This window comes from Rhodanobacter koreensis (genome assembly GCF_054782855.1).
The window spans coordinates 471,841-484,928 of record NZ_BAAGRR010000012.1; the positions used below are offsets into that span (position 1 = coordinate 471,841).

14 protein-coding genes are annotated in these 13,088 nt (G+C 65.7%); 8 read left to right on the forward strand and 6 right to left on the reverse strand.

Translation table 11 applies throughout. The features are described from left to right. Positions 1 to 10: 10 nt before the first annotated feature. Positions 11 to 745, reverse strand: a complete 735-nt coding sequence (locus ACYVKM_RS15685; RefSeq protein WP_460878550.1) for a 16S rRNA (uracil(1498)-N(3))-methyltransferase — start codon at positions 743 to 745, stop codon at positions 11 to 13. Between the two features lie 184 nt (positions 746 to 929). On the opposite strand from ACYVKM_RS15685, the gene ACYVKM_RS15690 reads away from it, so the two are divergent. Further along, positions 930 to 1,253: a hypothetical protein gene (locus tag ACYVKM_RS15690; RefSeq protein ID WP_460878551.1), complete on the forward strand. Its 324-nt coding sequence runs from the start codon at positions 930 to 932 to the stop codon at positions 1,251 to 1,253. A 25-nt stretch (positions 1,254 to 1,278) separates the two neighbouring features. On the opposite strand, the gene ACYVKM_RS15695 is transcribed toward ACYVKM_RS15690, so the two are convergent. Then, a complete protein-coding gene (locus tag ACYVKM_RS15695) occupies positions 1,279 to 2,643 on the reverse strand; it encodes an adenosylmethionine--8-amino-7-oxononanoate transaminase (protein WP_460878552.1) in 1,365 nt (454 codons plus the stop codon). Between the two features lie 66 nt (positions 2,644 to 2,709). On the opposite strand from ACYVKM_RS15695, the gene ACYVKM_RS15700 reads away from it, so the two are divergent. From ACYVKM_RS15700 to ACYVKM_RS15725, 6 genes are all read left to right on the forward strand, one after another. Then, positions 2,710 to 3,516 carry a type II secretion system protein N gene (locus tag ACYVKM_RS15700; RefSeq protein WP_460878553.1) on the forward strand — a complete coding sequence of 269 codons (807 nt, stop codon included), beginning with the start codon at positions 2,710 to 2,712 and terminating at the stop codon, positions 3,514 to 3,516. Next, positions 3,513 to 4,307, forward strand: coding sequence for an inositol monophosphatase family protein (locus ACYVKM_RS15705; RefSeq protein WP_460878554.1), 795 nt, complete (start codon positions 3,513 to 3,515; stop codon positions 4,305 to 4,307). Before ACYVKM_RS15700 ends, ACYVKM_RS15705 begins: the two co-directional genes overlap by 4 nt. A 39-nt stretch (positions 4,308 to 4,346) precedes the next feature. Beyond that, a complete protein-coding gene (gene nudE / locus ACYVKM_RS15710) occupies positions 4,347 to 4,904 on the forward strand; it encodes an ADP compounds hydrolase NudE (protein ID WP_460878555.1) in 558 nt (185 codons plus the stop codon). After that, positions 4,901 to 5,716 (forward strand): 3'(2'),5'-bisphosphate nucleotidase CysQ, encoded by an 816-nt coding sequence (gene cysQ, locus ACYVKM_RS15715; protein WP_460878556.1) that lies wholly within the window; start codon positions 4,901 to 4,903, stop codon positions 5,714 to 5,716. Before nudE ends, cysQ begins: the two co-directional genes overlap by 4 nt. Positions 5,717 to 5,720: 4 nt before the next feature. Beyond that, on the forward strand, positions 5,721 to 6,533 hold the full coding sequence (mazG, locus tag ACYVKM_RS15720) for a nucleoside triphosphate pyrophosphohydrolase (protein ID WP_460878557.1): 813 nt from the start codon (positions 5,721 to 5,723) through the stop codon (positions 6,531 to 6,533). A 118-nt stretch (positions 6,534 to 6,651) separates the two neighbouring features. Next, the gene (locus tag ACYVKM_RS15725) at positions 6,652 to 7,425 is read left to right on the forward strand and encodes a DUF4097 family beta strand repeat-containing protein (RefSeq protein WP_460878558.1); all 774 of its coding nucleotides are present in this window, start codon (positions 6,652 to 6,654) and stop codon (positions 7,423 to 7,425) included. Positions 7,426 to 7,435: 10 nt separating this feature from the next. Here the strand turns inward: ACYVKM_RS15725 and ACYVKM_RS15730 are convergent, their stop codons facing one another. The 4 genes from ACYVKM_RS15730 to ACYVKM_RS15745 form a co-directional block, all read right to left on the reverse strand. Continuing rightward, on the reverse strand, positions 7,436 to 8,527 hold the full coding sequence (locus ACYVKM_RS15730) for an SLC13 family permease (protein WP_460878923.1): 1,092 nt from the start codon (positions 8,525 to 8,527) through the stop codon (positions 7,436 to 7,438). A 77-nt stretch (positions 8,528 to 8,604) separates the two neighbouring features. Then, a complete protein-coding gene (locus tag ACYVKM_RS15735; RefSeq protein WP_460878559.1) occupies positions 8,605 to 9,234 on the reverse strand; it encodes a glutathione S-transferase family protein in 630 nt (209 codons plus the stop codon). A gap of 44 nt (positions 9,235 to 9,278) precedes the next feature. Further along, a complete protein-coding gene (locus ACYVKM_RS15740) occupies positions 9,279 to 11,762 on the reverse strand; it encodes an ABC transporter permease (RefSeq protein WP_460878560.1) in 2,484 nt (827 codons plus the stop codon). Then, positions 11,759 to 12,460, reverse strand: a complete 702-nt coding sequence (locus tag ACYVKM_RS15745) for an ABC transporter ATP-binding protein (protein ID WP_460878561.1) — start codon at positions 12,458 to 12,460, stop codon at positions 11,759 to 11,761. The genes ACYVKM_RS15740 and ACYVKM_RS15745 overlap by 4 nt, the downstream gene beginning before the upstream one ends. Here ACYVKM_RS15745 and ACYVKM_RS15750 point away from each other — a divergent pair. Continuing rightward, on the forward strand, positions 12,459 to 13,085 hold the full coding sequence (locus ACYVKM_RS15750) for an arylesterase (protein WP_460878562.1): 627 nt from the start codon (positions 12,459 to 12,461) through the stop codon (positions 13,083 to 13,085). The genes ACYVKM_RS15745 and ACYVKM_RS15750 overlap by 2 nt on opposite strands. The last annotated feature ends 3 nt before the right edge of the window (positions 13,086 to 13,088 follow it).

Here is a 13,088-nt window from a genome sequence, read left to right on the forward strand (position 1 = left end):
CGGCGAAGGCCTAGCCGTCGCCGTGCAATGCCTGCAGCGCGGCCAGAGCAGCTAATCCGGCGGTTTCCGTGCGCAGGATGCGCGGGCCCAGTCGCAGTCCATCGAAACCGGCAGCCGTCAACACGCTGATATCGCGTTCACCCAAGCCACCTTCCGGGCCCACGACCAGCAAGCCACCGGCCGCGGCGAAGCGCAGTTCGCGGGATGTGCGCGTGGCTTCCGGCAGCAGGGCCAGGCGCAGTGCACCATCCTCGGCCAGGCTATCCAGCCACGTCGGCAGCGACAGCGCTGGCGTGATCTCGGGCAATCGTGCACGGCCGCTCTGCTCGCAGGCACTGGCAGCCACCGCACGCCAGTGCGCCAGCCGCTTTTCCGCACGAGCGGCATCCAGCTTCACCTCCGAACGCTCGGTCAGCAACGGCACGATGCGCGCCACACCGAGCTCGGTGGCCTTCTGCACGATCAGATCCATTTTCTCGCCGCGGGCGACGCCCTGTGCCAAGGTCAGCGGCAGGGGGGATTCGTTGGCGAGAATTTGCCGCGCATCCACCCGCGCCACGACTTCGCGCTTGCCGACGGCCTGGATGGTGGCCGGGTAATCGCTGCCGTCGCCATTGAACAGGGTCAACGGATCGCCCGCGACAAGGCGCAGCACGCGCGCTACGTGCTCGGCGGCCTGTGCCGGCAACGCCAGTTCGGCATTGACGGCAAGCGGGAGGGTGACATGGATGCGGATGGTGCGCATGCGTGCGTCGCGATCATGCAAAAACACAAGCATAACGGAGGCGACCGGGTGCAGGCGTTCAAGCCGCAGCGGCCAGTCGCCGAGCTGAATGCCGGCGAGATGCCCGCACGGCCCGGCTTGCTTGCCGGCGGTGATCGGGGGAGGATGAGGAGGCACTCATGCAGGTACCAACGAGGTGTACGCCATGCTCAAGACAATTGTCATTTCGCTCGCACTGGCCGTCAGCCTCGGCGTCAGCGCACTGGCTGTCGCCCAGAGCGTGTCCCCTCGGGTGACCAACCCGGGTGACGAGACGCCTTCCAGCCAAGCCAATACCACCCAGGATCATCAGGTGATCAAGCCGGGTGACCGTCAGTGCATCCGCAATACCGGCAGCCTGATTCCGGCGAAGAAAGGGCAATGCCTGCAGGGTGTGTCCGGGCGCAGCTATTCACGGCAGGATCTGCTGAACACCGGCCAGATCAATAACGCCCAGGCACTGCGCATGCTCGATCCGTCCATTCATTGAAGCAATGTTTCAGTGAGGCGGTGGTTCAGTCCGTCAACGCACGTTCGATGCCGGCAATCGCCACGTCCACCAGCAGGTCGATCTCGGCCTCGCTGACGACATAGGGCGGCATGAAATACACCACATCACCGAGCGGGCGCAGCAGCACGCCATGCTGAAGTCCATGCAGGTAGACGCGCAGGCCGCGTCGCTCCATCGCCGGAAACGGACGCCGGCCGGCCTTGTCGGCGACCAGTTCGATGGCAGCGATCAGGCCGGTCTGGCGTATGTCGGCAACATGCGGGCGATCGCGCAACGGTTCCAGGCGGCGTGCCAGATGCATGGCGAGCGTGCGGTTGCGTTCAAGCACCGGTTCGTCACGGAAGATCGCCAGCGTCTCCAGCGCCACCCGGCAGGCCAGCGGATTGCCGGTGTAACTGTGGGAATGCAGGAAGGCCTTGCCTGCACTGTATTCCGCGTAGAACGCTTCGTAGATCCGGCTGGTGGTGAGCACGGCTGACAGCGGCAGGAAGCCCCCGGTAAGTCCCTTCGACAGGCACATGAAATCCGGTGACACGCCAGCCTGCTCGCAGGCGAACAGCGTGCCGGTACGACCAAAGCCGACCGCGATCTCGTCGGCGATGAAATGCACGGCGAACTCGTTGCACAGCGCACGCAGACCGCTCAGGTAACCGGGGTGATACATGCGCATGCCGCCGGCACATTGCACCAGGGGCTCGACGATCACTGCGCAGGTCTCGTGCGCATGGTGTTCGAGCAACGCACGCAGTTCGCCGAGACGACGTGTGGCGGTTTGCTCGGGTGACTCGCCAGTCTCGCCTTCATAGGCGTCTGGCGAGGGCGCCAGGAAGGGCGTCAGCAGCAGCGGCGCGTAGGTCTTGCGGTACAAAGCCACGTCACTGACCGACAGCGCGCCCAGCGTCTCGCCGTGGTAGCTGCCGGTGAGCGCGATGAAGCGGGTCTTCTCGCCGTGACCCTGATTGAGCCAGTAGTGGAAGCTCATCTTCAGCGCCACTTCGATCGCTGCCGAGCCGTTGTCGGCATAGAACACGCGATCCAGCCCGGGCGGTGTGATGCGCACCAGTTCCTCGGCCAGCTCGATCGCCGGCTCATGGGTGAAACCGGCAAAGATCACGTGTTCCAGCCGTTGTGCCTGGTCCGCCAGTGCGGCGGCGATGCGCGGATTGGCATGACCGAACAGGTTGGTCCACCACGAGCTGATGCCGTCCAGATAGCGCCTGCCATCGGCATCGATCAGCCACGCACCTTCGCCGCGCACGATCGGCACCATCGGCACGCTTTCGTGATCATGCATCTGCGTACAGGGATGCCACAGATGTTTCAGGTCGCGCGTGGCGAGCGCGGCATTGCTGCTTGTGAAGGTGGTCATCCGGCTATCATCGGTGCTCCGCGGTGGGCGCTCAAGCCTGCATGGGATCATTCCGGGAATCGACGTTTGAAGTGCCTGCGAAAATGCCTGCTTGGCCTTGGTGTGCTGATGCTTGTGGCGGCGTTGCTGCTGTGGTTTCTGCCCGTGCGCTGGGTGCTGCCGTGGATCGAGCCGCAACTGCACGGCTTGCGCCTGCAACAGTTGCAGGGCTCGCTGTGGGATGGCCGGGCCGGGCAGGTGCTGGCTGCGGATGGTCGCCCGTTGGGGCGGCTGCAATGGAAGCTGTCACGGTGGGCGCTGCTCGGACAGGCGCAGGCCCGACTGGATTTTCAGGGGCCACAACTCGATTTTTCCGGCGAGATGCAGCGGTTGCCCGAACAACGGGTCGAATGGCGCGGAGTGAACCTGCATGCCGTACTTGCGACATGGCCGGCCCACGTCAATCTGCCGCTGGGGCAGCCGCGCGGTGAACTGCAACTGACCGTCGAGCATGCCATCTTGCAAGGTGGCTGGCCGTTGCAATTGCAGGCGCAGATGCAATGGCAGCATGCCGTCATGCACACGAGAAATGGCAATGTTGCCCTGGGTGATCTGCGGGGGCAGGCGCAGGCGCAGAATGGTGTGATACAGGCGCAATGGCATGATGATGAGCAGGGTCCGTTGCAGGTCGAGGGCCAGTTGCAGCTGAGTCCGCTCGGCTGGCGACTGGACGCCACGTTGCGCGCGCGACAGACTGATCCGGTATTGCGTCATTGGCTGGCCGGGCTGGGGCAGCCGGACGCCGATGGCAAGATACATATCCAGCACAGTGGCGGACTGGCGGGCACCTTGCCCGGTACGACTGCCACCCACCAGGGCACGAAACCACCATGAATTCCGAGATGGCCGTGTCGGCATTGACCGCCGCGCGCGAAGCGGCTGCCGCTGCCGCTGAAGTGATCCGCCACTACTGGCGCCGCGGCGTTGAAGTAGAGATAAAGCCGGATGCAACGCCGGTGACCGTCGCCGACCGCGAGGCCGAACGTGCGATCCGCCAGATCCTGCAGGCGGCGTTGCCGCAGGCGGCGATCTATGGCGAGGAATTCGGGCTTGAAGGCGATCGTGGGGGCCTGCTGTGGCTGGTCGATCCGCTCGACGGCACCAAGAGCTTCGTGCGGCGTACGCCGTTCTTTTCCACCCAGATTGCCTTGATGGATGGCGACGAACTGGTGCTCGGTGTATCCAGTGCACCGATCTATGGCGAAACGATGTGGGCCAGCAGGGCTGGCGGTGCATGGCTCGATGGCGAGCGCGTGCGCGTGGCGGATACCCATGCGATCGATGAGGCATCGGTTTCCACCGGCAATATCAAGACGCTGACCGCCGATACGTGCTGGAACGCACTGGGCGCGCTGATCCGCGACAGCAATCGCATCCGTGGCTACGGCGATTTCTGTCATTACCACCTGCTGGCGCGCGGTTCGCTGGATCTGGTGATTGAATCGGACGTCAACATCCTCGACATCGCTGCACTGGCGGTGATCGTGCGCGAGGCTGGCGGTGTATTCACCGATCTGGAGGGCGCGCCGTTGACGTTGGACACGCGCAGCGTGCTGGCGGGTACACCGGCGATCCACCAACAGGCGCTGCGACGGCTACGCAGAGACACCGGCAATGCGCCTTGAGTGCCTGCGTCGAGCCGGCCGCCGCGCTAGAATGGCCGGATGCGCAAACCACCGATCATTCACGCCACGCGTGACGTCGCCGACAGCCACTTCCTGCATGTCGAGCAGCTCGACCTGGAGTTTTCCAACGGCGAACGCCGCACTTACGAGCGGCTGAAGGGCGGCGGCCTGGGCGCGGTGATCATCGTGCCGATGCTCGATGACGAGACCGTACTGCTGGTGCGCGAATACGGCGCCGGCGTCGGCCGTTATGAACTCGGCCTGCCGAAGGGCCGGCTGGACCAGGACGAGACCGCCGAGCAGGGCGCCGAGCGCGAGCTGAAGGAAGAGATCGGCTACGGTGCGCGCCGACTGAAAATCCTGCACAACCTGTCGCTGTCACCCTCGTACATGACGCACATGGCGCATGTGGTGCTGGCGCAGGACCTGTATCCCGAGCGGTTGGTCGGTGATGAACCCGAGGAACTCGATGTGGTGCCGTGGAAGATGTCCGAACTGCATACCCTGCTCGCTCGCGATGACGTGACCGAAGGGCGCTCGATCGCCGCGCTGTTCATGGCCCGCGAATATCTCGCGGGACGCTTTCAGCGCGCATGAGTACGGTTCCCGCATTTGCCCGCCAGATTGGCGAGATCGCCCGTGCCGCCGGCGAAGCGATCCTGGCGATCTACCACAGCGATTTCGCGGTGCAGACCAAGGCGGACGCCTCGCCGCTGACTGCCGCGGATCTCGCTGCGCAGCAGGTCATCATGGCCGCTCTGGCGGCGCTCGATCCGGTGTTGCCGGTGTTGTCGGAAGAGGCCAAGGCGCTGGCCTGGTCGGAACGCAAGCACTGGTCGCGTTACTGGCTGGTCGATCCGCTGGACGGCACCCGCGAATTCGTGAAGCGCAACGGCGAGTTCACCGTCAACATCGCGCTGATCGACGACTGCCAGTCCGTGCTGGGCGCGGTATTGGCGCCGGTGACCGGCGAACTGTACGTGGCCGAACAAGGGCGTGGTGCATGGCTGCAAAAGCATGCGGGTGGCGACTGGCAGCGCATCCAGGTCCGTGAGCTGGCGCAGCCGCCGGTACTTGCCGGCAGCCGCTCGCATGGCAGCCTGCAGGACAGCATGCTGCAGGCCCTGCTGGGCGCCGACCATCAACTGGTACCGCTCGGCTCCTCGCTGAAATTCTGCCTGATTGCGCGTGGCGAAGCGGACGTCTATCTGCGCCTCGGTCCCACCAGCGAGTGGGATACTGCGGCGGCGCAATGCGTGCTGCAGGAAGCCGGTGGCGCGGTGATGGATCTGCAGGGGCGAGCGTTCCGCTATAACCGAGGCGAGTCGCTGCTCAATCCCGAATTCATCGCCGTGGGTGACCCTTCGGTCGACTGGGCTGCCCGATTGCACGCTGCCGGCTGTGAATGACCCGGTGACCGACGACCAGCGCTACAGCCTGGACGACCTGCTCGCCATCATGGCGCGCCTGCGCGATCCGCAAGACGGTTGCCCGTGGGACGTGCAGCAGGACTTCGCCTCGATCGCGCCCTACACCATCGAGGAAGCCTACGAGGTGGCCGACGCGATCGATCGCCGGGACTGGCCCGATCTGCGCGATGAGCTGGGCGATCTGCTGCTGCAGGTGGTGTTCCACGCACGGATGGCGCAGGAGGCGGGGCTGTTCGACTTTGCCGATGTCGCCGATGCAATCAGCCGCAAGATGCGACGGCGCCATCCGCATGTGTTTGGCGACGTGCGCTATGCCGATGTCGAGGCACAGAAACAGGCGTGGGAAGACATCAAGACGGCCGAACGCAGCAGCAAGGGCGAGCCGGCCGATACCAGCGCACTGGCCGGCATTTCATCGGGATTGCCGGAATGGAAGCGTGCGTTGAAGCTGCAGCAGCGTGCAGCCAGCACGGGTTTCGACTGGTCCGATCCACAGCCGGTGCTGGCCAAGCTGGCCGAGGAAGTGGACGAGGTGCGTGCCGAGTTCGCGAATGGCGCGGACCCGGCACGACTGGAAGATGAAATCGGCGACGTGCTGTTCGTGATGGTGAATCTGGCACGCCATGCCAGGGTCGATTTCTCGCGTGCCCTGCGTCATGCCAACGCGAAATTCGAGCGGCGTTTTCGCCAGATGGAACAGTTGGCGGCCGATGAAGGCAGCGCGTTCGGAGAGCGTACGCTCTCCGAACAGGAGCAGCTGTGGCAGCGTGCCAAGGCATTCGAGCGCGAGCCTTGACACGGAGGGGTGGCCCCGACCATCGCGCGGCTCGCAGCGGAGCGACCTTCGTCATGCTTGCAACCCTTTTGCCGTCGGCCGCATCCCATGCCTGTTGCCCATCCTCAGGAGAGTCACCATGCGTCGTCTTTTTACCGCAGCCCTGTTGCTGACCCCGTTCGCTGCGTTCGCCGCGACCTCGTGCAAATACGAGGCGCCGCGCAATCTCCAGCTCGACCTGACCGGGGTTCGTGCTGTTCAGATCGGGGTGCACAACCAGAACCTGCACCTGACGGGCAGCGACAGTATCAAAGGCCTGGCCCTGACAGGCCGCGCCTGCGCCTCGGACAAGACGTTGCTGGATGGGTTGCAGATCACCCAGCGGCGCGAAGGCGATCAGCTGCTGCTCGACATTGGTGGCGAGAATCACATCAGTTTCAACCTGTTCGGCAGCTCCTACGCGAACCTCGATGTCACCGTGCAACTGCCGACCGGCCTGCCGGTGACGGTCAGCGTAGGTTCGGGCGACGCCGATGTCAGCGGCCTGCAGCAGTTGCAAAGCACCGTCGGCTCGGGTGATCTGCACGTCCGCAAGGTATCCGGCAGATTCGCCACCAGCGTGGGTTCCGGCGATGTCGATGCCACCGATATCGGTAGCCTGGAACTGGGTTCGGTCGGTTCGGGTGACTTCAAGGCCACCGGTATCGCCGGCGACGCCAAGGTCGGCAGCATCGGTTCGGGCGATGTGGTGTTGCGCAAGATCAATGGCAGTGTGCGTGCAGATACGCTGGGTTCCGGCGACCTTACCGTGAGCGATGTCGCTGGCGATTTCAGCCTCGGCGCGAAGGGCAGCGGCGACGTCAGCCACAGCGGCGTCAAGGGCAAGGTCAGCGTGCCGAAGGACGACGATTGAGGCAGGCGGTTCAGCCCAGCCAGCGCCAGGCCAGATAGACCAGCGGTGCACTCACCAGCAGGAAGGGCACCGATACGAGGTGAAACAGCCGCAATCCTTGTGGCTGTTTTGCCAGGCGCAGCGCGATCAGGTTTGCCAGTGAGCCGATGGCCAGGCCGAAGCCACCCACGTTCACCGCGACTGCCAGCGCGATCGCGTCGGGAGTCCGGTCGAGCAGCAATACCGTTGACGGTACATTGCTGATCAGCTGCGAGGCGAGGATGCCGCTGAGATACAAGGTCAGCGGCTGGCTGAAATCGAGCCGGTCCAGTGTGAGGTGCACCAGCGGCAGCTCGGCGAAATGTCCGAGTCCCAGGAAGATCGCGGCGAATGTCAGCAACAGCAGCCAGTCGATCCGCGCCAGGCTCGAGCGCGCCAGCAGCGCGAACAACACCAGCAGCAGAGCGGCACCCAGTGGTGCGTGGCGGTATTCCATCAGCACCACCATCCCTGCCAGTGCCGCGATCGAGCACGCACCGAGCCGTCCCGAAGTCACCTGGCCGTCGATCCGATCCGGCGTCAATTCGATCCGGTCGCGTGGCAGCCACAGCAGGGTGAAGGCTGCCAGCAGGGCAAACATCACGGTGGCGGCCGGTAACATGGCCACGGTGAAATGCAGGAACGGCATAGACGAGTGTTGCCACAACAACAGGTTCTGCGGGTTGCCGATCGGGCTCAGCGTGGAGCCTGCGTTCACCGCCAGTGCCTCCAGCACCACCATGCGTCGCACCGGCAGATTCGATATGCCGCCGATCGCCAGTGTCAGCGGAACGATCAGGAACAAGCTCACGTCGTTGGTCAGCACCATCGACAGCATCGCCGTCGCCGTTACCAGCAGCAGGCCAAGGCTGCGCAGTGAATGCGCCCGTGCCACAACCGCGGCCGAGGCATGCTGCACCAGTCCGCTATCGCGGATGCCCTGGATGGCGATCAGCAGTCCCATCAGGCCGGCCAAGGTCGGCAACTGCAACCAGTGCCGGTACTTCACCAGCGGCTGCGGGTCGAACACGGCCAGTGCGATCGTCAGTGCGGTGAACAGCAGCAACAACCATTCGGCCTGCAGTTTTTGCACCCACCATGATCGCGTTGCAGACGAGGCCTTCGCCATACTCATCCGTCAGCGTCCGGCCGAGAAGCGCATCACCACTCGCTGAGTCCTTCAATCTCGTACAGCTTCTGCCAGCTTGGCCGTGCACGTACCAGGTCGGCCAGCCGCTTCAGCGCGGGCCACCCGGTCGCCGTGCGCGGCATGTTGCGTGACCAGCGCATCAGCATGGTCAACAGCAGGTCGACACCCGAGAATTCCTGGCCGAGCAGATAGGGGCCATGCGCAGCGAGTTGCGCATCCAGCAAATCCCATACGCCTTCGATCTTGCGTTGCAGGGCGGCACGCACTTCCGGGGCATGTTCGGTCGCACCCAGTTCCGACGGGTAGAACCAGAAGCGGTATATCGACATCAGCGTGTTGCTGAGATAGACGATCCACTGCTGCCACGCCGCGTGTTCGGGCGTACCCGGTGCCGGTGCCAGTTTCGCTTCCGGATGGCGGTCGGCCAGCACCATCAACAAGGCTGCCGATTCCGACAACGGTCGGCCGTCGATCACCAGGGTCGGTACCACGCCGCGCGGGTTGAGCTTCAGATAGGCCGGGTCGCGCTGCGCACCGCTATCGACATCGACCAGTCGCAATTCATGCGGCGCACCGATCTCCAGCAGTGCCAGATGCACCACCATGCTCGCGGTGCCGGGGGAGTAGTAGAGCGTATACATGGAGGCTCCGTCAGTGTGCAGGATGCCGTGATCTTGGCTGCCGCTCAGCCTTCGCGCAACAAACGCATCGGCGAAGTCCGCGTCACCTTCCGTGTCCCGGCCAGTCCCAGCAGCATGACGATGAACGCGGCGCCAAGGGCGGCGGACGCAAGCGGCCACAGCGGTGGCACGAAGCCATCGATGTGAAATACCGCATGGCCCAGCCACAGTCCTGCGCCGGCGGCACCGAACGCGGCGGTCAGACCGGCGATCAGGCCGAGCAGGGCGAATTCGCAGGCGGCGGCGATGCGCAATTGATTGCGGCGTGCACCGAGCGTGCGCAGCAAGGCGGCTTCATGCCGTCGCTCGGCCGCGCTGGCGGCGAGTGCGGCGGCCAGCACCAGGGCGCCGGCGAGCAGGCTGAAGCCGAGGATCCAGCGCACGGCGTTGCCGACGCGATCAACGATTTCACGCACGCGGTCGAGCAGTGAGTCGACATCGACCAGGCTGAGGTTGCTGTAGTCGCGTGACAACTGCGCCAGTTGCACGGCATGGCCACGCGGCAGATGGAAACTGGCCAGCCAGGTATGCGGCAGGCTGCTGGCATGCGCCGGATCGAGCAGCAGGAAGAAGTTGACTCGGAACGAACTCCAGTCGACCTTGCGAATGCTGCCGACGCGGGCATCGAGGCTGCCTTCGCCGACGTTGAAGCTCAGCGTGTCGCCTACCTTCAGCGCAAGCATGTCGCGCCACATCGTGTCGATCGAGACCTCGGCCTGCGCCGGGTGTGCTCCGCCCCATTGCCCGGCGACCAGCTGATTCGAGGGCGGCAATTCATCGGACCATGACAATCGCAGCTGGCGATCGGTCCAGTCCTTGGCCCGTTCATCGGCAAAGCGCAGTTTGTCGATCGGCCGACCGTTGATCGCGGTGAGCTTGCCGACGGCCAGCGGCATCATGTTGAGTTTGTCGCCACCGATGCGGGCCAGGGTCTGCTCGAAACCGGCGCGCTGGTCGTCCTGAAGGTTCAGCGCGAACCAGTTCGGTGTATCCGCCGGCAGCTCCTGCCGCCAGCCCTGCAACAGCGCGGGTGCAACGATCGCGAGCAGCAGCAGGGCGCACAGCCCCAGGCTGAGCGCAGTGGCCTGGATCAGGCTCAGCGTGCGTCGCCGCGCCAGCGCGGCAAGCCCGAGTCGCAGCGCTGGATGCGCGCCGGGTGCGATGCGGCGTGCCAGCCACAGCAGCAGCGCGGCCAGCAGTGCGGCCACCACCGCCACGCCGGACAGGCTCGCGGCGAGGATGCCGGCCAGCTTGAGCGAATCGCTCTGGCTCCAGATGAGGCCCAGCGCGACCAGTACCGGAATCAGGTACAGCGCGTCGAAGCGCCGCGCGCGCGCCGCCATGCTCTGGCGGAACACTGCCACCGGCGGCACGTCCGCCAGGCGCACCAGCGGCGGCAATGCAAAGCCGGCGAGTACGGCGATACCCATCGCGGCGGCGGCGAATGACGGTGCCAGCGGCAGCACGGTCGGCACACTGCTGAACAGCTGGCTGGCGAACAGCCACGCCAGCTGTGACAGCCCAAGCGCCAACAACAGGCCGAGAGCGGCAGCGGGCAGGGCGAGCGCGCCGAGCGTACCGAGCAGCAGTCCCAGCACGCGTCGGCGTGACGTGCCGAGCGCGCGCAGCAGGGCGACTTCAGCTGTCTTGCGCCGCGCGTAGCGCTGTGCGGAGAGCGCGATGGCCACACCGGCCAGCAATGCCGACAGCAGTGCGGTAAGGCGCAGGAACGCGCCAGCGCGATCGAATGCGCTGCGCATGCGCTCCTGGGTCTGCTCCGGGGTGATCAGTTCGGCCCCCTGCGGCAGGGTGGTCGACTGCGCCCAGTCGCGCCAGCTCTGCACCGCCGTTGGCTCGCCCGCCAGCAGCAGGCGGTGGCGGGCACGGCTGCCGACGCCGAGCAGCCCGGCCTGTTCGGCATCGACCAGGCTCATCAGCGCGCGTGGTGCCAGCGCAAGCAGTTCGCCGCCGTCGGGCTGGCGCAGCAGCTCGGCGGCAATCGTCAGTTCACGGCCGCCCAGCTGCAACGGCTGACCGACCTTGAGATTCAGCGCGACCAGCGCGCGATGGTCGAGATAGACCTGGCCAATGGTCGGCGCGTGACCGTTGTAGGAGTGTCCTGCTGCATCGGCCAGCTCCAGCGTGCCGCGCAGCGGATAGCGCGGATCACTGGCCTGCACGTCGAGCAACTGGCTCTGCTGATGGGCGAACGCCACGCTGGGGAAGCTCGCCGTGCGCGTGCTCTGCAGGCCGCGCCGACGGGCCTCGACAAGAAAGGCTTCCGGTACGGTCTGTGGCGACGACACGCCGATGTCGCCGCCGATCAGTTCGGCGGCGCTGGCCAGCATGCCGCGCTCGATCCGCGTCGCCAGGGTGGCGACCACGCCGAGCGCGACCACCGCCAGCACCAGCGAGGTGGCCAGCGTGCGCAGTTCCGGCAGGTGCCATTCACGGCGCAGGCTGCGCAGGGCAAGCAGGAGAAGTCTCATGCGTGTGCGCTCGTGCCGGACAGCACGGTGCAGCCTTCCTCCAGCTCGATCCGCCGATCGCAGCGTGCGGCCAGCGTCGCGTCGTGGGTCACCAGTACCAGGGTGGTGCGGTGATCGCGGTTCAGCGCAAACAGCAGGTCGCAGATGTGGTGGCCGGTGCGCTGGTCGAGATTGCCGGTGGGCTCATCCGCGAACAGCACGCGCGGGCCGTGCACGAAAGCGCGAGCGATCGCCACGCGCTGTTGTTCGCCACCGGACAACTGGGCCGGGTAGTGCCGCCGCCGCGGGGTCAGCCCGACCGCTTCCAGCGCTTCGCGTGCGCGTTGCCGGGCCGCACTGCTGCCTTCCAGCTCCAGCGGCAGCATCACGTTTTCCTCGGCGGTGAGGGCCGGCAGCAGGTGGAACGACTGGAACACGAAGCCGACCAGCCGCCGGCGCAGGTCCGCCCGCGCCTCCTCGTCCAGCTGCTCCAGTGCATGACCATCCAGCTGGATGCCGCCGCCGCTCGGCGTGTCCAGTCCGGCCAACAGGCCGAGCAGGGTGGTCTTGCCGGAGCCGGAGGCGCCGACGATGGCGAAGCTCTCGCCGGTGCGGATCTGCAGGCTGACGTTGCGCAGGATGTCGAGCCTACCCTCGGGACCGCTGACCGACTTGCTAACATCGCAGGCCTCGAGAAGTGGACTGGAAGAATCACTCATGCGTCGATGCCTTTGGTTGTGGGTACTTCTGTTCGGCATCGGCAGCGCGCAGGCGGCGACGCCGAAAACCATGCTGGACAAGACCGTACTGGTGCTGGGTGATTCGCTGTCCGCCGCGCACAACATCCCGATCGAGTCCGGCTGGGTGCATCTGCTGGATGCGCGTGTGGGCAACATGGTGCCGAAGTGGACCGTGGTCAATGCCAGCATCAGCGGTGAGACGTCGCTGAGCGGGCGCCACCGCCTGCCGGCATTGCTCGCGAAGTACCACCCGGCGGTGCTGGTGCTGGAGCTGGGTGCCAACGACGGCCTGCAGGGGCTGCCGCTGCCGGCCCTGCGCGACAACCTGGCGGCCATGCTGGACATGGCGCAGCAGGCGAAGGTGCGCGTGCTGCTGCTGGGCATCGAGCTGCCGGTGAACTACGGCCCGCAGTATCGCGACGGCCTGCGGGCGGTCTATGCAGAGCTGGCGCGTACCCGGCACGTCGCCCTGGTGCCGTTCCTGCTCGATGGCATCGCGCTCGACCCCGCGATGATGCAGGACGATGGCCTGCATCCGGTGGCCAGTGCGGAGCCGAAGGTGTTCGACACGGTCTGGCGACAGTTGCGGCCGCTGCTGCATTGAGCG

Bases quoted from the DNA above. Each gene is read 5' to 3' on its own strand.
- ACYVKM_RS15685 (WP_460878550.1), bottom strand. From the start codon at position 745: ATGCGCACCATCCGCATCCATGTCACCCTCCCGCTTGCCGTCAATGCC.
- ACYVKM_RS15690 (WP_460878551.1), top strand. From the start codon at position 930: ATGCTCAAGACAATTGTCATTTCGCTCGCACTGGCCGTCAGCCTCGGC.
- ACYVKM_RS15695 (WP_460878552.1), bottom strand. From the start codon at position 2,643: ATGACCACCTTCACAAGCAGCAATGCCGCGCTCGCCACGCGCGACCTG.
- ACYVKM_RS15705 (WP_460878554.1), top strand. From the start codon at position 3,513: ATGAATTCCGAGATGGCCGTGTCGGCATTGACCGCCGCGCGCGAAGCG.
- nudE (WP_460878555.1), top strand. From the start codon at position 4,347: ATGCGCAAACCACCGATCATTCACGCCACGCGTGACGTCGCCGACAGC.
- cysQ (WP_460878556.1), top strand. From the start codon at position 4,901: ATGAGTACGGTTCCCGCATTTGCCCGCCAGATTGGCGAGATCGCCCGT.
- ACYVKM_RS15725 (WP_460878558.1), top strand. From the start codon at position 6,652: ATGCGTCGTCTTTTTACCGCAGCCCTGTTGCTGACCCCGTTCGCTGCG.
- ACYVKM_RS15735 (WP_460878559.1), bottom strand. From the start codon at position 9,234: ATGTATACGCTCTACTACTCCCCCGGCACCGCGAGCATGGTGGTGCAT.
- ACYVKM_RS15740 (WP_460878560.1), bottom strand. From the start codon at position 11,762: ATGAGACTTCTCCTGCTTGCCCTGCGCAGCCTGCGCCGTGAATGGCAC.
- ACYVKM_RS15750 (WP_460878562.1), top strand. From the start codon at position 12,459: ATGCGTCGATGCCTTTGGTTGTGGGTACTTCTGTTCGGCATCGGCAGC.
- ACYVKM_RS15745 (WP_460878561.1), bottom strand. From the start codon at position 12,460: ATGAGTGATTCTTCCAGTCCACTTCTCGAGGCCTGCGATGTTAGCAAG.